Genomic DNA, 20,036 nt, shown 5'->3' on the forward strand with positions numbered 1-20,036 from the left:
CCGCACCTTAACCTTGTTTCATCTGTTGATGGTGGCGTCGTTCACCCAGCATCACGATAATCAGCAGCACAACCGCCAGCACGCTGCCGCCGATCATCACCATAAAGCCGCCGTCCCAGCCGAAGAAATCGACGGTATAGCCAACGATGGCGCTCGCGGCCACGGAACCGCCGAGATAGCCGAACAGGCCGGTGAAGCCCGCAGCGGTGCCGGCGGCTTTTTTCGGCGCCAGCTCCAGCGCATGCAGGCCAATCAGCATCACCGGCCCATAAATCAGGAAGCCGATAATAATCATACAGGCCATATCCACGCCCGGGTTACCCGGCGGGTTCAGCCAGTAGACAACGGTGGCGATGGTGACCAGGGTCATAAAGAAGACACCGGTCGCGCCGCGGTTGCCCTTAAACACTTTATCCGACATCCAGCCGCACAGTAGAGTGCCCGGAATCCCCGCATATTCATAAAGGAAGTAGGCCCAGGAGGATTTATCCAGCGCGAAGTGCTTAACCTCTTTCAGGTAGGTTGGCGACCAGTCAAGAATGCCGTAGCGCAGCAGGTAAACAAACACGTTTGCAACGGCGATGTACCACAACAGCTTGTTCGGCAGGATATACTGCATAAAGATCTGCTTTGCGGTCAGCTCCTCTTCATGCTTCTCGCTGTAGTCATCAGGATAATCGTTTTTATACTCTTCGATCGGCGGCAAACCGCAGGACTGCGGAGTATCGCGCATCATCGCGAAGGCGAAAATCGCCAGCAGGATCGCGCCGAAAGCCGGCATATACAGCGCCGCATGCCAGTCGTTAAACCACGCCATTCCCAGCAGGAACAGCAGCGGCGGGATCCCGCCGCCGACGTTATGCGCGCAGTTCCATACCGACACGATACCGCCGCGCTCTTTCTGCGACCACCAATGCACCATCGTACGTCCGCACGGCGGCCAGCCCATCCCCTGGAACCAGCCGCACAGGAACAGCAGAACGAACATCACCATAATGCTGGAGGTCGCCCAAGGGACGAAGCCCATCACCAGCATCACCAGCGCGGCAAGAATCAAGCCTGCCGGTAAAAAAATGCGCGGATTCGAGCGGTCGGAAACCGACCCCATGATGAATTTCGAAAATCCGTAGGCAATGGAGATACCGGAAAGGGCAAAACCGAGGTCGCCACGGGAGAACCCCTGCTCGATAAGGTAGGGCATTGCTAAAGCAAAGTTCTTACGAACCAAATAGTAAGCAGCATATCCGAAGAAAATACCGATAAAGATCTGCCAGCGTAATCGACGATATAAAGGATCGATTTCCGCGGTTGGCAATCGCGCTTTATGCGCTGCGGGTTTAAATATACTTAACATATCAGCCTCCGTGGCCATTGCTGTTCTTCTGACGTCGACGCAAAAAAACGTAATTTATTCACCAACTTCTGATTTGGTCGCGATAGTAGGCAAAGCGTAAATCTAATACTGTGAAATGTCGCACACTTTGTTACAGAAATATGACAGCATTTTCTAATATGCGCACAAAGTCACAACAAACGCTCGAATTGCGCGCAAATATGCTCGAAATCAAACATTAAATGCTGTCGATATGGCTAAATGATGTAAAACGAAAACAGAGGACGGGGAGATGGCCGATAGTCGTGAATATGACGTCATTATTATTGGCGGCGGCGCCACCGGCGCCGGGATCGCGCGCGACTGCGCGCTGCGCGGGCTAAAGGCAGCGCTGGTGGAGCGCTACGATATCGCCACCGGCGCGACTGGCCGCAATCACGGTCTGCTGCATAGCGGCGCGCGCTATGCGGTCACCGATAGCGAATCAGCGCGCGAGTGCATTAGCGAAAACCGCATATTGCGCCGTATCGCCCGCCACTGCATAGAGCCCACCAGCGGCCTGTTTATTACCTTGCCGGAAGATGACCCGGCGTACCAGTACACCTTTATCAGCGCCTGTCAGCAGGCAGGCATCGAAGCCCAGCCGCTAACGCCCGCCGAAGCGCTGCGTATTGAGCCCGCGGTTAACCCGGCGCTGCTCGGCGCGGTACAGGTTCCCGACGGCACCGTCGATCCTTTCCGCCTCACCGCGGCGAATATGCTCGATGCCCGCGAACATGGCGCGACGATCCTCACCGGCTGCGAAGTCACCGGTCTGCTGCGGCAGGGCGATCGCGTCCATGGCGTCGCGATCTACAATCATCAGCGCCGAGAATCGCGCACGCTGCGCGCTCAGGTGGTGGTCAACGCCGCCGGGATTTGGGGGCAGCGCATCGCAGAGTACGCCGACCTGTGCATCGCGATGTTTCCGGCAAAAGGATCTTTGCTGATCCTCGACCACCGCATTAACCGTCAGGTTATCAACCGCTGCCGCAAACCGGCTGACGCCGATATCCTGGTGCCCGGCGATACTATTTCGCTGATTGGCACCACCTCGATGCATATTCCCTATGACGAAATTGACGACAACCGGGTAACCACCGAGGAAGTCGAAACGCTGCTGCGGGAGGGAGAAAAGCTGGCGCCGATCATGGGGCGGACGCGGGTACTTCGCGCCTATTCCGGTATACGCCCGCTGGTCGCCAGCGATGACGATCCCAGTGGCCGTAGCGTCAGCCGCGGTATCGTGCTGCTCGACCACGCCCGCCGCGACGGTATGGAAGGCTTCATCACCATCACCGGCGGTAAGCTGATGACGTATCGTCTGATGGCGGAGTGGGCCACGGATGCGCTATGCCGCAAGCTCGGAAATACCGCCCCCTGCACGACCGCCGATACGCCGCTGCCCGGTTCGCAGGAACCGGCGGAAGCCACGCTAAGTAAAATCATCTCGTTACCTGCGCCGCTGCGCGGGTCGGCCATCTACCGCCACGGCGATCGCACCCCGGCATGGCTTGGCGATAGCCGCCAGCGCCGTAGCCTGGTCTGCGAATGCGAGGCGGTCACTGCCGGAGAAGTAGAGTACGCGGTTGAAAACCTGGCGGTGAAAAACCTGCTTGACCTGCGCCGCCGTACCCGCGTCGGCATGGGAACCTGTCAGGGCGAACTGTGCGCCTGCCGCGCCGCCGGGCTGCTCGCGCGTTTTAACGTCACCACCTCCGCGCGGTCCCTCACCCAGCTGTCCCAATTTTTGAACGAACGCTGGAAAGGCGTTCAGCCGGTGGCCTGGGGGGATGCGCTGCGCGAAAGCGAGTTTACCCGCTGGGTTTATCTCGGTCTGTGCGGATTAGAAAAGGAGCACCAGGATGAAGTTTGATTGCGCGATTATTGGCGGCGGCCTTGCCGGGCTGCTCTGCGGGCTGGCGCTCAACCAGCGCGGCCTGCGCAGCGTGATTATCAGCCGGGGCCAAAGCGCCCTGCACTTCTCTTCCGCCTCGCTGGATTTGCTCTCGACGCTGCCGAATGGCGAAACCGTCACCGATGTTGCTTACGGTATCGGCCTGTTGGCCCGCCAGCTTCCCGAACACCCTTATGCCAGGCTCGGCGCAGAAAGGGTGATGAATTACGCCCGCCAGGCTCAGGCGCTGTTTGCCGACTGCGGGATTGCCATGCAGGGCGATGCCAGCCAGCCGCATCTGCGCGTGACGCCGCTGGGAATCTTACGCGCGGCCTGGCTTTCTCCGCAGGAAATCGCCACCGCGCCGCTGCCCGTCAGCGGCGTCTGCGTCGTTGGCATCAGCGGGTTCGGCGACTTCCAGCCGCATCTTGCCGCAGCCTCTCTGCACCAGCACGGCGTGACCGCCGAAGCCCACGAGATAGAATTACCCCTTCTTGATGTTCTGCGCGATAGCCCATCCGAATTTCGCGCCGCCAATATCGCCCGCCGGCTGGACGATGAAGCGCACTGGCCTGCCCTGCTGGCGGCGCTGCGCCCGCTGGCGCAGCAGCATAATTTACTGATTATGCCCGCCTGCTTCGGCCTCGCCGACGATCGCTTGTACCAGTGGCTGCGGCAGCGTCTGCCCTGCCCGCTGCGCCTGCTGCCTACCCTGCCGCCATCGGTGCCGGGGATGCGCCTGCACGCCCAGCTGCAGCGGCAATTTATCCGCAGCGGCGGGACCTGGCTGACCGGGGATGAAGTCATTGATATCAGCCACCAGGACGGTAGGGTTAACGCGATCTGGACGCGCAATCACGGCGATATTCCGCTGCGCCCGCGCTTCGCTGTGCTGGCCAGCGGCAGCTTTTTCAGCAACGGGCTGGTCGCCGAACGTAGCGGCGTGCGCGAGCCGATCCTCGGTCTGGATCTGCAGCAGACGCTGCCGCGCGAAAGCTGGTATCAGCAGGATTTTTTTGCCTCGCAGCCCTGGCAGCGTTTCGGCCTGAAAACCGATGAGGCTCTGCGTCCCCAGCGTCAGGGGCGGACGCTGGAGAATCTGTTCGCCGTCGGTTCGATCCTCGGCGGTTTTGATGCCATCGCGCTGGGATGCGGCGGTGGCGTGTGCGCAGTGACCGCGCTTCACGCCGCAGGGCTAATTGACGAGCTTGCCGGAGGTGAGTCATGAACGACACGCGCTTTGAACACTGTATTAAATGCACCGTTTGCACCACCGCCTGCCCGGTCAGCCGGGTTAATCCGCGCTACCCGGGGCCAAAACAGGCCGGTCCGGACGGCGAGCGCCTGCGCCTGAAAGACGGCGCGCTCTACGACGAGGCGTTAAAATACTGCATTAACTGTAAACGCTGTGAAGTCGCCTGCCCTTCAGACGTCAAAATCGGCGATATTATCCAGCGGGCGCGCATGGAATACGGCCGGCAAAAGCCCACGCTGCGCGATACCATCCTCAGCCACACCGATCTGATGGGCACCCTCTCCACGCCGTTTGCTCCGCTGGTAAACGCCGCCACCGGGCTGATGCCGGTACGTCGGGTACTGGATGCCGCGCTCAAAATCGATCACCGCCGCTCGCTGCCCAAATATGGCTTCGGCACCTTTCGCCGCGCGTATCGACAGCTGGCTGGCCAACAGGCGCAGTACGCCGAGCAGGTAGCCTTCTTTCACGGCTGCTATGTGAACTACAACAATCCGCAGTTGGGTAAAGATCTTATCCGGGTGCTCAACGCCATAGGCATCGGCGTGCAGCTATTGCATAAAGAAAAATGCTGCGGCGTGCCGCTCATTGCCAACGGTTTTTTTGCGAAGGCGCGTAAACAGGCACAGAGCAACGTTACCGCGATGCGGGAAAATAACCTGCCAGTGGTGGCGACGTCCTCGACCTGCACTTTTACGCTGCGCGATGAATATCCGCACGTCCTTGATATCGATAATCACGATGTGCGCGACCGGGTTGAACTGGCAACCCGCTGGATCTGGCGTCAGCTGGACGCTGGACGGAAGCTGGCGCTGAAATCGCTGCCGCTGAAGGTGATCTATCACACGCCCTGCCATATGGAGAAGATGGGCTGGTCGCTGTATACCCTTGAGCTATTGCGGCTGATCCCCGGCTTGCAGCTGGAGGTGCTCGACTCGCAATGCTGCGGTATTGCCGGCACCTTCGGCTTCAAGTCGGAGAATTACGACTCATCGCAGGCGATTGGCGCGCCGCTGTTCCGACAAATTGAGGAGAGCGGCGCGGACCTGGTAGTGACCGACTGTGAAACCTGTAAATGGCAGATAGAGATGTCCACCAGTAAACGCTGCGAGCATCCCATCACTCTGCTGGCGCAGGCGTTGGCATGACGCCAGCGCCAACACCGGGGGGCTAGTAGCTCCCCTTGCCCTCCGCCTGTTCGGCTACCGGCCTGAACATCGCCAGTCGTTTATCCAGCGCGCTGGTATAGAGGTTGGTATCGACGCCAACGGCAACGAAATTCGCCCCCCACGCCAGCGCTTTGTGCGCCATCTCTGGATCGACGGCCAGGAATCCGGCCGCCTTTCCCGCCACGCGAATGCGGCGGATGCTCTGTTCAATAACCCGCTGCACTTCAGGATGACCGGCGTTATCCGGGTAGCCCAGCGAGGCCGACAGGTCCGCCGGGCCGATAAAGACGCCGTCAATCCCCTCGACTTCAAGGATCGCATCCAGATTATCGAGGGCGGTTTTGCTCTCAACCTGAATCAGCAGGCACAGCTCATCGTTGGCCTGCGCCATATAGTTCTCTACCCTTCCCCAGCGCGCGGCGCGAGCTACCCCGGCGCCGACGCCGCGGGTCCCCAGCGGCGGATAGCGCGTCGCCGAGACAATGTCCCGCGCCTGTTCTGCGGTATCGACCATGGGGATCAGCAGCGTTCTGGCGCCAATATCCAGCACCTGTTTAATCAGGCTACGATTGCCCTCTACCGGACGAATCACCGGCTGGCTGGCGTAGGGCGCAATGGCCTGTAGCTGATGATAAAGATCCTGAATGGTATTCGGCGCATGTTCACCGTCAATCAGCAGCCAGTCGTAACCCGAGGTGGCGGCAATCTCAGCCATATAAGAGGAGGTCGAGCTCAGCCACAGGCCAATTTGTGCTTCCCCTTGCAATAACCCCGCTTTAAATGGGTTCGATAAAATTGCGTTCATAGTTCTCCCTTAAATTAATGCTGTACGCTGCCGGCCTGCGGTACCGTGCGGCTCACGCGCAGTGAAAAGATAATAACAACCCCGATAACCGCCACGCAGGCGAGCGTCAATAATCCGGCAGAATTATTGCCGAACATCGTTTCAGCCTGGACGCGTATAATCGGCGCTAAAAATCCGCCGATCGCGCCAAACAGGTTGACGAAACCAATGCCTGCGGCCAGCGCCGTGCCGGATAACAGCTGCGTCGGCATAGTCCAGAAGACCGGCTGTACGGCAATGACGCCGACGGCGGCAACGCACAGCGCGATGATGGCCAGTACCGGCGACACCAGCCCGGAGACCGCAATGCCAATTGCCGCCGCCAGCAGGGTTAATGCCGCAATATTACGCCGCTCGCCGGTGCGGTCGGAGTAGCGAGGAATCAGCCAGGTACCGAACAGCGCTGCCACCCACGGGATCGCGGTCACCACCGATGCCACAAACCCCACTTTAGTGCCGAGCAGCGCCGCAACCTGGGTCGGCAGGAAGAAGATCAGGCCGTAAACCGCCACCTGAATGGTGAGATAGATAATCGCCAGCTGCCAGACGCGGCCGTTGCGCAGCGCATCGGACAAACGCGAAGTAATCTTTTTCTGCTCTTCGCTGGCCAGCTCGCTGATGAGCGCCTGCTTTTCGGCAGCGGTCAGGAAGCGGGCGTTTTGCGGCGTGTCGTCAAGCCAGAAGAAAGTGAAGAAACCCGCGCCGACCGCCAGTAAGCCTTCAATAATAAACATCCAGAACCAACCGGGATGCCCCATAAAGCCGTGCATTTCCAGCAGCGCGCCGGAGAGCGGCGACCCGAGGGTCAGCGCCAGCGGCGCGCCCATATAAAATAATCCCATAATGCTGGCGCGGTTTTGCTGCGGAAACCACTGTGAGGTCAGGTAGATCATGCCCGGAAAGAAACCCGCTTCGGCGGCGCCAAGCAGGGTGCGTACCAGCAGAAATTTCGCTTCCGTATCCGCCCACGCCATCGCCGCTGAAAGAATGCCCCACAGCAAGGTGGTGCAGCCAATCCATTTTCTCGCGCCGAATTTGCGCATCAGCAGGTTGGCCGGTACCCCAAGAAAGGCGTATACCACAAAGAAAATCCCCGCCCCCAGCGCGTAAGCTTCATTGCTGAGGCCGGTATCCAGCTGATAGGTCTCTTTCGCAAAGCCGATATTCGAACGGTCAAGAAACGCCAGCACGTACAGCGCCAGCATAAAGGGGATCAAACGGGCGCGGTTTTTCTTCACCACGCTCTCAAGCAAGGTGTTGCTCATCGTAATATCCTCAACAATAGGCCGCACATCAGCGCTGTGCGGCACGACGGGATCAGTGGCTATAAGGACGTTTCAGGTTGCAGTCGCGGTTCAGCTCGACGCCGAAACCCGGTTTATCCAGAACGGTTTTATGAATGCGCCCGTTCACCGGTACCGGCTCATCGACCAGAATCGGATCAAACTGCGGACGCATCGTTGAGCAGTCCGGGCTGGTCATCAGGAATTCGCTGAACGGCGTGTTGGTAAAGGTAATGACCGCATGATGCGAATAGACCGACGAGCCGTGCGGCACCACCAGCTGGCCGCGCGATTTGGCGATCGCCGCAATCTCCACCAGCGTGGTCAGACCGCCGCACCAGCCTACGTCAGGCTGCATAATATCGATGCCGGTTTCCGACAGCGTGCGGAAGGATTGCAGCGTGCCGTGGTGCTCGCCGCTGGTGACCATCATTCCGGCCGGGGCATTGCGTTTCAGCTCGCGATAGCCTTCATACTGCTGCGGCGGCAGGCACTCTTCGATCCACTTAAGGTTATAGGGCGCGCAGGCGTGGGCCAGTTTAGTGGCATAATTAACGTCCTGGCTCATCCAGCAGTCCAGCATTAGCCAGAAGTCCGGGCCGCATTTTTCGCGCATATCGGCCACCATGGCGGCATCTTTGCGGATCCCCGCATCGCCATCGTGCGGGCCCCAGTGGGTCGGCATCTTGCCGCCAATAAAGCCCATCTCTTTCGCCAGGTCCGGACGGGCCCCGGTAGCGTAGAACTGAATTTCATCGCGTACCGCGCCGCCCAACAGTTTGTATACCGGTAATCCCACCACTTTGCCGAACAGATCCCACAGCGCCAGGTCGATACAGGAGATGGTATTCATCACCAGGCCGCCGGAGCCGGAGTAGTACATGGTGGCGTTGAGCATCTGGTCATGGATCAGTTTGATATCGCTGACACACTTCCCTTCGATAAAGCGGTTCAGGTGCTTTTCCACTATAAAACAGCCCATCTCGCCGGCGGTTGATACCGCAAAGCCGGTCTGGCCGTTTTCGGCTTCGACTTCAACAATCAGCGTGCCGAGAACGTTGATGCCAAACGACTGGCGGGACTGTTCATACTGTTTATATTTGCTCATCGGCGTGGCGATATGATCGTCAATCCAGTGGTTTGCTCCCTGGTCATGATAGTCGCCGCCGCCAGCGCCTTTCTCTGCGGTAGCGCCGCCGATAAACCAGGCGCGGACGTGTTTAATTTTCGGTAGGGTCATGATCTTCTCCTTATTATGAGGCTTGTTGTTCGAAGGGGCTTTTCCACCCCAGCAGACGAGAAATGTCTTTGGCGCAGGCAATCGCCCTGCCAGCGAGATAATCGCGATTGTCTTCATTGATTTGCAGACGAGTACCCACCACGGAGATGGCGGCGGTCAGTTCGTTATTGGCATTAAAAACCGGCGCCGCCACGCAGCGAACGTCGGGATAATCTTCGCCGTTATCGAAGCTCCAGCCGCGGGCGCGAATACGCCCCAGTTCATCGCGAAGCAGCTGGGCGCTGGTGATGGTGGTTGGCGTTGCCCTCTCCCACTGCAGCTCGCTGATAATTGACTCCTGAACCCGCTCGGGCTGCCAGGCAAGCAGGCATTTACCGATACCGGAGCGGTACAGCGACAGGCTTTTACCTTCGTGGGAACGCACGCTGATGGTGGCCGGGGATTCAATCTTCAGAATGTAGTAGGCGTTACCGCCATCGATAATGCCCAGATGGCAGAGCAGTCCGCACTGATCCATTAGCTGCGTCAGGCGCGGACGCGCCAGTTCGCGCAGATCCATTTTGCTCAGCGCGTGACCGGCCAGCTCAACCAGTTTGGTCCACAGACAGTAGTTGTCCTGATTATCCATGCTGAGGAAGCGCTGTTTTCTCAGTTCTCCCAGCAGCAGGTAAGCGGTGCTTTTCGGAATACCCAGTTCGTCAATAATGGTCGCCGCGCTGCACGGACCAATGCGGGCGATCAAATTGAGAATATCGATGGCGCGGGTTAGCGCCGGGACTTTGCTTGATTCCAACATACTGGACTCCAATCCTGAATACTGGAATCAGTGTTGCGGTTGTCGGGTCTGTAAATTGTGAGCGACTTCAAATGACGACGCTATTCCAGCAGGGTGGACGTTCAAGGGGATAGAAATGCGAGATAGTGCACAGAATTTTTAAAAGCAAGTACAGCAGGTTGGACTGATTGCGCGTCGGGTAGGGCTCCCGACGCGGTGTTTTATCTAAACGGCGAGATAGTCAACGACGTTAATCCAGCCGTGTTCACCGGCCACGGGCTGGCCATTCAGCCAGCGGCGCAGCATGTTGAGAGCCATCATCGCGCAGACCTCCTGACGCACCTGCACGCTGTGGCGGTTGGTCGCGAACTTCACCCGCAGCGCGTGGGTGCCGTCCGGCGTGGAAAGCGCAAAGTTCAGGTGATCGCTCTCCTGACCACTCACCGCCAGCGCCAGACCGGCAAAGTGTTTTTCGCGCCGTTCCGCCGCCCAGCGCGCAGACTGCGCCAGGGTCTCCTCCTGCGCCGGAATGACTTCGCTGGCCAACAGCGGGGCATTGACCCGTGAAAGCTGTAGCGCCAGCAGACCGCCGGTGAACTGCTCGCTTAGCGTCAGGCTTAGCTGGCGCTCCTGCAGACGACGGGCGATCTGCGCCGGCAGGCCTTCGGTGCCTTCGAAAACGATGCTCTCTCCGGCCACTTTTTGCACTTCCGGCCACAGCGCCAGCATCGCCTCGCGCTGTTCGGCAGGCCCGGTCAGCTTCAGTTCGATAATCGGCATTGAGGAGCGATAGCCCATCACCACGCCCGGCGGCAGTTGTAAATGCTCGAGGCTCTGCGCCAGCTCGCTTTCGGAACGACCGAAGGTGGTCAGACGCAGACACAGCGGCGCGGCGGGCAGCGGAAAACGTTCGCGCAGGCGCGGTAAGATTTCCTGCTCGACCATTATCTTAAATTCAGACGGCACGCCGGGAGTGAAAAACATCAGGCAGCGGTTTAGCTGCACGGCAAAACCGCAGGCGGTTCCGACCGGATTGTTGATCATCTCGGCGCTTTGCGGAATTTCCGCCTGTTTACGGTTGCTGGCGGCCATAGGCCTTCCGCGCTCGGCAAAGAAGCGGGTCATGGTTTCCAGCCACGCTTCATGCAGAATCAGCCCTTCACCTTTGGCGGTCGCTGCGGCAAGCGCACTTAGATCATCGCTGGTCGGGCCCAGACCGCCGTTGACGATCAGCACGTCGGCATGCTCGCTGCGCTCGCGTAAAATCGCCACCAGGGAGTCAAGATCGTCACCCACGGTATGGCGACGCTTTAAAGGTAATCCTTGATTAAAAAAGAAATCCGCCAGCCACGCGGCATTGGTATCGATGATTTGCCCATGCAACACTTCATCGCCGGTGGACAGCATTTCCACGTTTAACATTGTCAACTCCAGCCTGATAAGTAGAAATACTATATCGCAAAGCGGCTGGCGAAAAAGCCTGAAAATCAGGCGCGGCGGAATACCGCGCCGAAGGGGTTAGAAGCTGGCGTTAACGCCGACGTACGGGCCGTCCGCGACCGCGTTATCGCGGTTGCCGTCTTTACCCGCCAGGTTAAGGTAGCGATAACCGGCTTCAATGCTCAGAGGACGCATAATGGTAAAGCGCGCGCCGGCATTAGCTTCCTGATAACTGTCGATACCGCTGGAGAGCGAATCAGGAGAATAATAATATTCGCCGAACAGGCGGAAGCTGTCGCCGATCTTCCACTGCAGGCCGCCGCCAACCGCCGCTGCGTAGCCCTCATCGCCGTTATTCGGATTGGTATAAACCCCTTTACCGCCAACGGTGGCAAGGAATGGACCTAAAGGGATGTTCAGCCCCAGTCCCAGGCCTGCCGCATCGCCGTCGTCATCGTTATGCAGCCAGTTGCCGGTTACCGCCAGGCCGGTAGATTCCGTGCCAAATCCGACGCCAAGGTTCGTGTAGTGCTCGCCGGCCTGTCCGCTGAAACTGATCGCATGCGCCGCCGTTGAGACGAACATCATGCCAGCGAGGGCCGCAAATATACTTTTTTTCATTTTTACTCTATCCAACAAACAAGAATTAAAAAGTCCCAAAAAACCGCGAAATTGTACTGCCGAACGTTAAGGAATCAATGCGCTAAGACGAGCTTTACCATTGTGATTGTAACCAGTTGCTACCGGAGCCAGGCCAACGGACGCGGGTATCAAATCGATAGCCAGATCCAGATTGTCCGTGTTGGATATTTATTCTACAAATAGCGCTCAGCTTATTCTGCCCTTGCGGGAAATGAATAAGTTACATAAAACTTTGTCAGGAGATAAAGATGAGCAAAAAAGGATTAACCACCGGCTCCGGCGCGCCGGTTGTCGATAATAACAATGTCATCACCGCAGGTCCTCGCGGCCCGATGCTGCTGCAGGATATCTGGATTCTGGAAAAACTGGCCCACTTCGACCGGGAGGTTATCCCGGAACGCCGAATGCACGCAAAAGGCTCCGGCGCTTACGGTAAATTAACGGTCACTCACGATATCAGCCGCTACACGCGCGCAAAAATGTTCGCCGAGGTCGGTAAAACCACCGATCTGTTCCTGCGCTTTTCCACCGTTGCCGGAGAACGCGGCGCCGCAGACGCCGAGCGCGACATCCGCGGCTTCGCTATCAAGTTTTATACCGAAGAGGGCAACTGGGATCTGGTAGGCAATAATACCCCTGTTTTTTATCTTCGCGACCCGCTGAAATTCCCGGACCTGAACCACGTAGTGAAGCGCGATCCGCGCACCAACCTGCGCAACCCTACCTGGAAGTGGGATTTTTTCTCCCTGCTGCCCGAAACGCTGCATCAGTTGACTATCGACTTCAGCGACCGCGGCATCCCGCGCTCTTATCGCCATATGCACGGCTTCGGCAGCCACGCGTTCAGCTTTATAAATGCCGACAATCAACGTTTTTGGGTGAAATTCCACTTTAAATCCCAGCAGGGGATCGCCAACCTGATGGATGATGAAGCAAAACGTCTGGTGGCCGAGGACCGCGAGAGTTCGCAGCGCGATCTCTATGAGTCGATTGAAAGAGGCGATTTTCCGCGCTGGACCTTTTACGTGCAGATCATGCCGGAAGCAGAAGCCAGCCGGGTCCCTTACCATCCTTTCGATCTGACCAAAGTATGGCCGCATAGTGATTATCCGCTGATAGAAGTGGGGGTACTTGAGCTCAACCGCAACCCGGACAACTATTTCGCCGAGGTTGAGCAGGTTGCGATGAATCCGGCTAACGTGGTGCCTGGCGTCAGCTTCTCTCCGGATCGCATGCTGCAGGGTCGTTTATTCTCCTACGGCGACACCCAGCGCTACCGCCTGGGCGTTAACCATCATCAGATTCCGGTCAATGCGCCGCGCTGCCCGTTCCATAACTACCATCGCGATGGCGCGATGCGCGTCGACGGCAATAGCGGCAACGGCGTCACCTATGAGCCAAACAGCTTCGGCCTCTATCAGGAGCAGCCGGACTTTAGCGAACCGCCTTTAAATCTTGAAGGCGCGGCGGCTCACTGGAATCATCGGGAAGATAACGACTATTTTAGCCAACCGCGCGCGCTGTTCGGGCTATTAAGCGAAGACGAGCATCAGCGTATGTTCCATCGAATCGCCAGCGATATGCGGGATATCCCTGAATTTATCCAGCAGCGACAAATTGGCCTGTTTAGTCAAGTCCATCCCGACTACGGCGCGGGCGTGGCCGCGGCGCTGAAAGTCTTACAGAAAACCCTGTAAACACAAACGGCAGCCCAAGTGCGGCTGCCGTTTGACGAAAACGTTTTAGGGGTTAGTGCTGAAGCTTAGCGAGCTGCCGCAGCGACAGTCCGGTTAGCTTTGCGACCTGGTCAGGCTCAAGCCCCTCTTCCAGCATCGCCCGGGCGATGCGTTTTGTCGCCGCTAGTTGCCCTTCATTTCTGCCTTCATTACGACCTTCCTGTCGGCCCTTGCGCAAACCTTTTTCTATCCCCGCCTTCATTCCCTGAAGCATCCCCTCTTTGCGACCTCGCTCTTCGAGAAAATGAGCAATATTCTTCATCGTCTCCTTATGCGGCTTGAGTGACGTCTTTTGCGCTAGCTTGCGTAAAAAAGCCACCGGATCGGCGGCGTTGCCCGCCTGAAGCATATAATTCAGCAACGTTTTAAACTGCCGACGGGTAGTGTATCCCGGGGGGATATTCTGACCAGTTGCTCTGAGATGCCCATTATATCCCGCTGCCGAATATGCTTTTGCAACAGTTCCAGCATAGCGACCCGCCGGTGCTGTATCAGCTGGTCATCTGGGATCTCAGTCACGTCTATTAGCGGAAAGTTCTGGCTATAGAGCCGCTCGGCCACCTCTGGTAGAGAAAAACCGTCCAGCCAGCGCGTTGAGTGCGGGTAGGGACTGATTCTGCCGTGATAAAACAGCAGAGGAATAACCAGCGGCAGCTGATGATGGCCCCAACCCATTAACCTGCGCTCACCCTACCACCGCTCGCGCTCAACGCGTATTTTCGCTTGCGGTTTGCCGAGGCAGCTCGCAAACTGGACCATCCCATGATATATCCCTGCCACCATTAAGGAGAAGTTATGCGTCAAAGGACTATTGTCTGCCCGCTCATTCAACATGAGGGTCACTATCTGTTGTGCAAAATGGCCGACGATCGCGGGGTATTTCCCGGGCAGTGGGCGCTCTCCGGCGGCGGCGTCGAGCCCGGCGAACGCATCGAAGCGGCGCTGCGGCGGGAAATTCGCGAAGAGCTGGGCGAAAAACTGCAGCTAACCCACATCACACCATGGACCTTTAGCGATGACGTACGGGTTAAAACCTACGCCGATGGCCGTCAGGAAGAAATATATATGATTTATCTTATCTTCGACTGCGTCAGCGCCAATCGCGAAGTAACCATCAACGAGGAGTTTCAGGATTACGCCTGGGTAAAAGCGGAAGATCTTCCCCACTATGATTTGAACGAGGCGACCCGGAAGACGCTCACCCTGAAAGGCCTACTCTGAACCCACAGTCAAAAAGCGCAGCCTGACCTTCAGCCCGCCCAGCGTTTCGCTACGCAGCAGCTGCGGATGGCTGCGATGCAGGCGTGCAATATCGCTGACCAGCGCCAGTCCGAGCCCGGCGCCGGGATTATCACCAACGTTTTCCAGACGGTGGAACGGCATGAGCGCCTGCTGGATCTGCGCATCATCGATTCCCGGCCCGCTGTCTTCAACATCCAGCAGCACCGCCTCCCCTTCACGATGCAGGCTGACCGTGACGATACCGCCCTGCGGCGTATAGCGGATCGCGTTATCCAACAGATTTGCGCACAGCTCGCTCAACAGCACGCCATCGCCAGCGATAGTCACCGTTGAGGGTTCCCCCTCATAGCCGAGATCGATAGCTTTGCTCCGCGCCTGCTGAAGACGGGAAAAGCAGCTGTTGTGGACGATCTCATACAGATCCACCGGCGGAAACGCGTGTTCTCCCTGCTCTTTACGTTTGATGGTAGCCAGCTGTAGCAGGCGTTCGGTAAGCAGAATCGTAATGTCCAGCGTGCCGCTCATCGCCTCCAGACTCTCTCGCCACAGCCGGGGATCGCCGCTCGCCAGCGCCACCGAAGCCTGGGTTTTCAGCACCGCCAGCGGCGTTTTTAACTGGTGAGAAGCATCGGCGCTAAACCGCTCCTGCCGGGAGATCATCGCCCGCAGCCGGTCGATATAGCGGTTAAAAGCAACAATCAATAAACGGGTTTCCGACCACGGCAGCAGTTCCGGCAGCGGCGTCAACAGGCCGGGTTCGCGCCGCACCATGAGCGCCGAAAGCCGACGCATCGGCCGCAGCACCCGACGTAGCAGCCAGCCGGTGAGCACCAGCGTCAACAGCACCAATAGCCCCTGCGAGATCCACGATGAAAACAGCAGCTGTCCCGCCAGCCAGCGCCGCGACTGCAGCGTTTCGGCGATATAGATTTCCGCCATTCCCACAACGCCGCCTTCGTTAACCGGCTGCAGCAGCCGCGCCACGCGGATGGCCTGACCGCGATATTCGGTATGATAAAACCACGCCAGCGCCGGATAGAGCTCGGTACGAGAGGTTGAGGGCGGCATCGATGGCAGATCGTCAAAACCGGAAATCACCCGCTTACCGGGATCGAGTACCTTATAGTACAGGCGATCGTTCATATTCAGCTCGAAGCTATCGAGCACCACCCAGGGGACATTCACCTCCAGTCTGCCGCCGCGTACCACCAGGCGTTCCGCCACCGTGCGGGCGGAGGAGAGCAGCGTACGATCGTAAGCCTGGGTCGCCGCCTGCAGAGCGCTGACGTAGCTATTGAATGCCGACAGCCCCCACAGTAACACCAGCGGCAGGCCAAGAAACAGCAACAGCTGAGCGAATAACGACTGCGGCTTACCCCACCTCATCGGCGAGCTCCAGCACGTAACCCAGGCCGCGCAGGGTCACAATTCGCACGTTGCTCTCCTGAAGTTTCTTCCGCAGACGATGGATATATAGCTCGATGCTTTCCGGGCTGACGTCATCGTTAAGGCTGAAGACCTGTTCAAACAGCTGCTAGCGCGACACCGGACGCGTGCGGCGAAACATCAGCACCGTCAGCAGCGCCTGCTCGCGCGGGGTCAACGATAGCGTCTGTCCGCGCAGTAAAAAATAGCCTTCATCGCGATATTCCAGAGAGCCGATCTGCTGAATCTCATGCACCTGGCCTTCGCTACGCCGCAGCAGTGCGCGCAGCCTGGCGTCCAGCTCTTCAAGTTCAAACGGTTTTGGTAAATAGTCATCGGCGCCGACGTTGAGCCCTTTTACCCGATCCGCCACCGCGCTGCGTGCGGTCAGCAGCAAAACGGGAAGGGTTTGTCCGCGCTTTCGCAGACGCTGCACGACTTCCAGGCCATCGAAGCCCGGCATGCCGATATCCAGTACCGCCAGCGCGTATTTTTCGCTTTGCAACAGATGATCGGCCGCCCGGCCATCAAATACGCAGTCCACGGCAAACCCGCCCTGTACCAGCGCTTTCTCCAGCCAGTGAGCCAGCTCACGGTTATCTTCTGCCAGTAAGAGACGCATATCACATCCTGTAAAGTTGCTGCCGCATTGAAAGGGAAATGAAAGGTAATTGTTTTAACAATCACGCAACCGAATAGCCACAAGCCGGTTCACATAATCAAAAAAACGTCCCCTGTATCTGACTGAGGAAGCCTATGAATATCCCGTTCCTTCGCCCTCTTAGCGCTATCGCGTTATGCCTTTTTACCGCCTCTGCCTGGGCCGCCGAAGCGCCTTCCCGTACCGAATGTATCGCGCCTGCCAAGCCCGGCGGCGGCTTCGATCTCACCTGTAAGCTGATTCAGGTGAGCCTGATGGAAACCGGCGCCATCCAAAAACCGATGCGCGTCACCTATATGCCCGGCGGCGTAGGCGCAGTGGCCTATAACGCTATCGTCGCCCAGCGCCCTGGAGAACCCGGCACCGTTGTCGCCTTCTCCGGCGGCTCGCTGCTCAACCTGGCGCAGGGCAAGTTTGGCCGCTACGGCGTGGATGATGTCCGCTGGCTGGCCAGCGTCGGCACCGATTACGGCATGATTGCCGTCCGCGCCGACTCGCCGTGGAAAGATCTGCCGTCGTTTATGGCGGCAATGGAAAAAAATCCCGCCAGTATCGTCATCGGCGCCGGCGCCTCAATCGGCAGCCAGGACTGGATGAAAGCGGCGCTGCTGGCGCAGAAAGCAAACGTCGATCCGCACAAAATGCGCTACGTGGCGTTTGAGGGCGGCGGCGAACCGGTCACCGCGCTGCTGGGTAATCACGTGCAGGCAGTATCCGGCGATCTCAGCGAAATGGTGCCTTATCTCCAGGGCAATAAAATCCGCGTGCTGGCGGTCTTCGCTAACGAAAGGCTGCCCGGCGCGCTCGCCGATGTCCCTACCGCCAAAGAGCAGGGCTATGACCTGGTGTGGCCGATTATTCGCGGTTTCTTCGTCGGCCCGAAAGTCAGCGATGCCGATTATCAGTGGTGGGTGGCGGAGTTTACTCGACTGCAGCAGACCGACGCGTTTAAAAAACAGCGCGAGCTGCGCGGCCTGTTTGAATTCAATTTGAACGGGAAAGAGCTGGACGCCTACGTCAAAGAGCAGGTGGAAGAGTATCGCCTGCAGGCGAAATCTTTTGGCCTTGCCAAATAACCCACGGAGGCTGCGATGAGCGATCGTATTTTTGCCGGAATATGGCTGCTGCTCTGCGTAGGGGGGATGTTTATCGCCTGGCAAATCCACAGCGAATACGCCTATGAACCCGTCGGCCCACGCCCCTTTCCGGTCGGCATTATCGGCCTGATGCTGCTGTGCTCCGTTTTGCTGCTACTGCGGCGGCCCGACGCAATCTCCTGGCCCGGGCGTCTGGTTTTACAACGGCTGTTGACGATGGTCGTGGCGTTGGCGGTTTATGCGTGGGGTTTTGAATGGCTGGGGTTTCCTCTGGCCACCGCGCTGCTGACCGCTGTTTTTGGCCTGCTGTTTGGCGCCACCCTGCCCGCTGCTGGGGTAGCTGGCGTCGCGATGGGCATCGCGCTGTGGTACGTCTTTGACGCCCTGCTTGATGTCACCCTGCCGCTCGGCGTCTGGTTAAGTTAACGGAGAAGGTTATGGATATCTGGATTTATCTGTCGCAGGGCTTCGCCGTCGCCATGACGCCGGGCAACCTGACGATCGCGCTGATTGGCTGCTTCGTCGGCACCATCGTCGGACTCCTGCCGGGTCTCGGCCCGATTAACGGCGTGGCGATCCTGTTGCCGCTGGCCTTTGCCCTGCACCTGCCCGCAGAATCAGCGTTAATTCTGCTGGCTACGGTCTATATTGGATGTGAATACGGCGGGCGTATTTCGTCGATCCTGCTCAACGTGCCCGGCGATGCCGCCGCCATTATGACCGCCATCGACGGTTACCCGATGGCGCAGCAGGGACGCGGCGGAGTGGCGCTGTCGATCTCTGCCGTGAGCTCCTTTGTGGGTTCAACGATCGCTATCGGCGGGATCATCCTGTTCGCGCCGGTGCTGGCGCAGTGGTCGCTGGCGTTCGGTCCGGCGGAATATTTCGCCCTGATGATTTTTGCCATCGCCTGCCTCGGCAGCATGATGGCGCAAAATCCGCTGAAATCGTTTCTCGCCGCGTTAATCGGGTTGGGGCTGGCGACGGTGGGCGTTGATGCCAATACCGGGGTGTACCGTTTCACTTTCGATAGCGTTCATCTTTCCGACGGCGTGCAGTTTATCGTGGTGGTGATTGGGCTCTTTTCGGTTTCGGAGATTTTGCTGATGCTGGAGAGCACCAGCAGCGGACAGAGGCTGGTACGGAAAACCGGGCGCATGCTGTTTAACGCCAAAGAGGCGGGCCAGTGCGTGGGCGCGACGCTGCGTTCATCGGTGGTGGGCTTTTTTGTCGGTATTCTGCCGGGCGCGGGGGCGACCATTGCCAGCGCCATCACCTATATGACCGAGAAAAAGCTCAGCGGTAACAGCGATACCTTCGGTAAGGGCGATATTCGCGGCGTGGCGGCGCCGGAGGCGGCAAATAACGCCTCCGCCTGCGGATCGTTCATTCCGATGCTTACCCTCGGTGTCCCCGGCTCCGGAACTACCGCGGTGATGATGGGCGCCCTGACCCTCTACAATATCACTCCGGGTCCGGCGATGTTTACCGAGCAGCCGGATATCGTCTGGGGATTAATTGCCGCGCTGCTGATCGCCAACGTGATGCTGCTGATTATGAACATTCCGCTGATCGGTCTGTTCACCCGCATGCTGACGATCCCGCTGTGGTTTCTGGCCCCGGCCATCGCCGCTGTGTCCGCGGTCGGCGTCTACGCGGTACACAGCACCACCTTCGACCTGCTGTTGATGGTTGGGCTGGGCGTGCTGGGCTACATTATGCGTAAGATGCACTTCCCGATGTCGCCGTTGATCTTAGGGTTTGTGCTGGGCGAGATGCTGGAGCAGAACCTGCGCCGCGCGCTGTCCATCAGTAACGGCAACGTGGGGATTTTGTGGCAAAGCGGCGTAACTAAAACGCTCCTGGTGTTAGCCATCGCGGTGCTTGTTGTCCCTCCGCTGCTGCGTTACTGGCGCAAACGTCAGCTTAACACGCAGGGCGACCTGCCCTCTTCCTGA

At 58.4% G+C, this 20,036-nt stretch carries 16 protein-coding genes and 2 pseudogenes; 8 read left to right on the top strand and 10 right to left on the bottom strand.

Features of this window, described 5'->3' with window-relative positions; genetic code table 11:
• Positions 1-7: 7 nt before the first annotated feature.
• Positions 8-1,354 carry a glycerol-3-phosphate transporter gene (gene glpT / locus ABLV12_RS13930; protein ID WP_004104004.1) on the bottom strand — a complete coding sequence of 449 codons (1,347 nt, stop codon included), beginning with the start codon at positions 1,352-1,354 and terminating at the stop codon, positions 8-10.
• Positions 1,355-1,625: 271 nt separating this feature from the next.
• Between glpT and glpA the strand changes: the two genes are divergently transcribed.
• From glpA to glpC, 3 genes are read left to right on the top strand one after another with little or no spacing between them, the layout of a single operon-like run.
• The gene (gene glpA, locus ABLV12_RS13935; protein WP_224313718.1) at positions 1,626-3,248 is read left to right on the top strand and encodes an anaerobic glycerol-3-phosphate dehydrogenase subunit A; all 1,623 of its coding nucleotides are present in this window, start codon (positions 1,626-1,628) and stop codon (positions 3,246-3,248) included.
• A complete protein-coding gene (gene glpB / locus ABLV12_RS13940) occupies positions 3,238-4,497 on the top strand; it encodes a glycerol-3-phosphate dehydrogenase subunit GlpB (protein WP_348867114.1) in 1,260 nt (419 codons plus the stop codon). The genes glpA and glpB overlap by 11 nt, the downstream gene beginning before the upstream one ends.
• A complete protein-coding gene (gene glpC, locus ABLV12_RS13945; RefSeq protein WP_004114188.1) occupies positions 4,494-5,672 on the top strand; it encodes an anaerobic glycerol-3-phosphate dehydrogenase subunit GlpC in 1,179 nt (392 codons plus the stop codon). Before glpB ends, glpC begins: the two co-directional genes overlap by 4 nt.
• 22 nt (positions 5,673-5,694) lie before the next feature.
• Here the strand turns inward: glpC and yfaU are convergent, their stop codons facing one another.
• The 6 genes from yfaU to ABLV12_RS13975 form a co-directional block, all read right to left on the bottom strand.
• Positions 5,695-6,498 (bottom strand): 2-keto-3-deoxy-L-rhamnonate aldolase, encoded by an 804-nt coding sequence (gene yfaU, locus ABLV12_RS13950; protein WP_160886054.1) that lies wholly within the window; start codon positions 6,496-6,498, stop codon positions 5,695-5,697.
• Between the two features lie 14 nt (positions 6,499-6,512).
• A complete protein-coding gene (locus ABLV12_RS13955; RefSeq protein WP_004104014.1) occupies positions 6,513-7,802 on the bottom strand; it encodes an MFS transporter in 1,290 nt (429 codons plus the stop codon).
• 52 nt (positions 7,803-7,854) lie between these two features.
• Positions 7,855-9,060 (bottom strand): L-rhamnonate dehydratase, encoded by a 1,206-nt coding sequence (gene rhmD, locus ABLV12_RS13960; RefSeq protein WP_004104015.1) that lies wholly within the window; start codon positions 9,058-9,060, stop codon positions 7,855-7,857.
• Positions 9,061-9,073: 13 nt separating this feature from the next.
• Positions 9,074-9,856, bottom strand: a complete 783-nt coding sequence (locus ABLV12_RS13965; protein WP_004104016.1) for an IclR family transcriptional regulator — start codon at positions 9,854-9,856, stop codon at positions 9,074-9,076.
• A 204-nt stretch (positions 9,857-10,060) separates the two neighbouring features.
• The gene (locus ABLV12_RS13970) at positions 10,061-11,257 is read right to left on the bottom strand and encodes a nicotinamide mononucleotide deamidase-related protein YfaY (RefSeq protein WP_004104017.1); all 1,197 of its coding nucleotides are present in this window, start codon (positions 11,255-11,257) and stop codon (positions 10,061-10,063) included.
• A gap of 96 nt (positions 11,258-11,353) precedes the next feature.
• Positions 11,354-11,896 carry a YfaZ family outer membrane protein gene (locus tag ABLV12_RS13975; protein ID WP_004114193.1) on the bottom strand — a complete coding sequence of 181 codons (543 nt, stop codon included), beginning with the start codon at positions 11,894-11,896 and terminating at the stop codon, positions 11,354-11,356.
• 269 nt (positions 11,897-12,165) lie between these two features.
• Between ABLV12_RS13975 and ABLV12_RS13980 the strand changes: the two genes are divergently transcribed.
• Positions 12,166-13,614 (top strand): catalase, encoded by a 1,449-nt coding sequence (locus ABLV12_RS13980; protein ID WP_348867115.1) that lies wholly within the window; start codon positions 12,166-12,168, stop codon positions 13,612-13,614.
• 52 nt (positions 13,615-13,666) lie between these two features.
• Here ABLV12_RS13980 and ABLV12_RS13985 read toward each other — a convergent pair.
• Positions 13,667-14,337: pseudogene (locus ABLV12_RS13985) on the bottom strand (Rpn family recombination-promoting nuclease/putative transposase); the annotation flags it as partial.
• 111 nt (positions 14,338-14,448) lie between these two features.
• Here ABLV12_RS13985 and nudI point away from each other — a divergent pair.
• A complete protein-coding gene (gene nudI, locus ABLV12_RS13990) occupies positions 14,449-14,874 on the top strand; it encodes a nucleoside triphosphatase NudI (RefSeq protein WP_004104021.1) in 426 nt (141 codons plus the stop codon).
• Here the strand turns inward: nudI and ABLV12_RS13995 are convergent.
• Together ABLV12_RS13995 and tctD are read right to left on the bottom strand one after the other, a co-directional pair.
• Positions 14,866-16,281, bottom strand: a complete 1,416-nt coding sequence (locus ABLV12_RS13995; protein WP_265785756.1) for a sensor histidine kinase — start codon at positions 16,279-16,281, stop codon at positions 14,866-14,868. The two genes, nudI and ABLV12_RS13995, sit on opposite strands and share 9 nt — an antisense overlap.
• A pseudogene (gene tctD, locus ABLV12_RS14000) lies at positions 16,268-16,942 on the bottom strand (transcriptional regulator TctD). The gene ABLV12_RS13995 and the pseudogene tctD overlap by 14 nt, the downstream one beginning before the upstream one ends.
• Before the next feature lie 134 nt (positions 16,943-17,076).
• Here tctD and ABLV12_RS14005 point away from each other — a divergent pair.
• From ABLV12_RS14005 to ABLV12_RS14015, 3 genes are read left to right on the top strand one after another with little or no spacing between them, the layout of a single operon-like run.
• Positions 17,077-18,057, top strand: coding sequence for a tripartite tricarboxylate transporter substrate binding protein (locus tag ABLV12_RS14005; RefSeq protein ID WP_004104027.1), 981 nt, complete (start codon positions 17,077-17,079; stop codon positions 18,055-18,057).
• Between the two features lie 15 nt (positions 18,058-18,072).
• A complete protein-coding gene (locus ABLV12_RS14010) occupies positions 18,073-18,504 on the top strand; it encodes a tripartite tricarboxylate transporter TctB family protein (protein WP_016808363.1) in 432 nt (143 codons plus the stop codon).
• A gap of 11 nt (positions 18,505-18,515) precedes the next feature.
• On the top strand, positions 18,516-20,036 hold the full coding sequence (locus tag ABLV12_RS14015; protein WP_004114208.1) for a tripartite tricarboxylate transporter permease: 1,521 nt from the start codon (positions 18,516-18,518) through the stop codon (positions 20,034-20,036).

The sequence above is a fragment of the Klebsiella sp. CN_Kp100 genome, from assembly GCF_040065315.1.
GTDB classification, from domain to species: domain Bacteria; phylum Pseudomonadota; class Gammaproteobacteria; order Enterobacterales; family Enterobacteriaceae; genus Klebsiella; species Klebsiella oxytoca.

Coding starts and splice junctions, on each gene's coding strand:
- glpT (WP_004104004.1), bottom strand. CDS start 1,354: ATGTTAAGTATATTTAAACCCGCAGCGCATAAAGCGCGATTGCCAACC.
- ABLV12_RS13965 (WP_004104016.1), bottom strand. CDS start 9,856: ATGTTGGAATCAAGCAAAGTCCCGGCGCTAACCCGCGCCATCGATATT.
- nudI (WP_004104021.1), top strand. CDS start 14,449: ATGCGTCAAAGGACTATTGTCTGCCCGCTCATTCAACATGAGGGTCAC.
- glpC (WP_004114188.1), top strand. CDS start 4,494: ATGAACGACACGCGCTTTGAACACTGTATTAAATGCACCGTTTGCACC.
- yfaU (WP_160886054.1), bottom strand. CDS start 6,498: ATGAACGCAATTTTATCGAACCCATTTAAAGCGGGGTTATTGCAAGGG.
- ABLV12_RS13995 (WP_265785756.1), bottom strand. CDS start 16,281: ATGAGGTGGGGTAAGCCGCAGTCGTTATTCGCTCAGCTGTTGCTGTTT.
- ABLV12_RS13970 (WP_004104017.1), bottom strand. CDS start 11,257: ATGTTAAACGTGGAAATGCTGTCCACCGGCGATGAAGTGTTGCATGGG.
- ABLV12_RS13955 (WP_004104014.1), bottom strand. CDS start 7,802: ATGAGCAACACCTTGCTTGAGAGCGTGGTGAAGAAAAACCGCGCCCGT.
- ABLV12_RS14010 (WP_016808363.1), top strand. CDS start 18,073: ATGAGCGATCGTATTTTTGCCGGAATATGGCTGCTGCTCTGCGTAGGG.
- rhmD (WP_004104015.1), bottom strand. CDS start 9,060: ATGACCCTACCGAAAATTAAACACGTCCGCGCCTGGTTTATCGGCGGC.
- ABLV12_RS14015 (WP_004114208.1), top strand. CDS start 18,516: ATGGATATCTGGATTTATCTGTCGCAGGGCTTCGCCGTCGCCATGACG.
- ABLV12_RS13975 (WP_004114193.1), bottom strand. CDS start 11,896: ATGAAAAAAAGTATATTTGCGGCCCTCGCTGGCATGATGTTCGTCTCA.
- ABLV12_RS14005 (WP_004104027.1), top strand. CDS start 17,077: ATGAATATCCCGTTCCTTCGCCCTCTTAGCGCTATCGCGTTATGCCTT.
- glpA (WP_224313718.1), top strand. CDS start 1,626: ATGGCCGATAGTCGTGAATATGACGTCATTATTATTGGCGGCGGCGCC.
- ABLV12_RS13980 (WP_348867115.1), top strand. CDS start 12,166: ATGAGCAAAAAAGGATTAACCACCGGCTCCGGCGCGCCGGTTGTCGAT.
- glpB (WP_348867114.1), top strand. CDS start 3,238: ATGAAGTTTGATTGCGCGATTATTGGCGGCGGCCTTGCCGGGCTGCTC.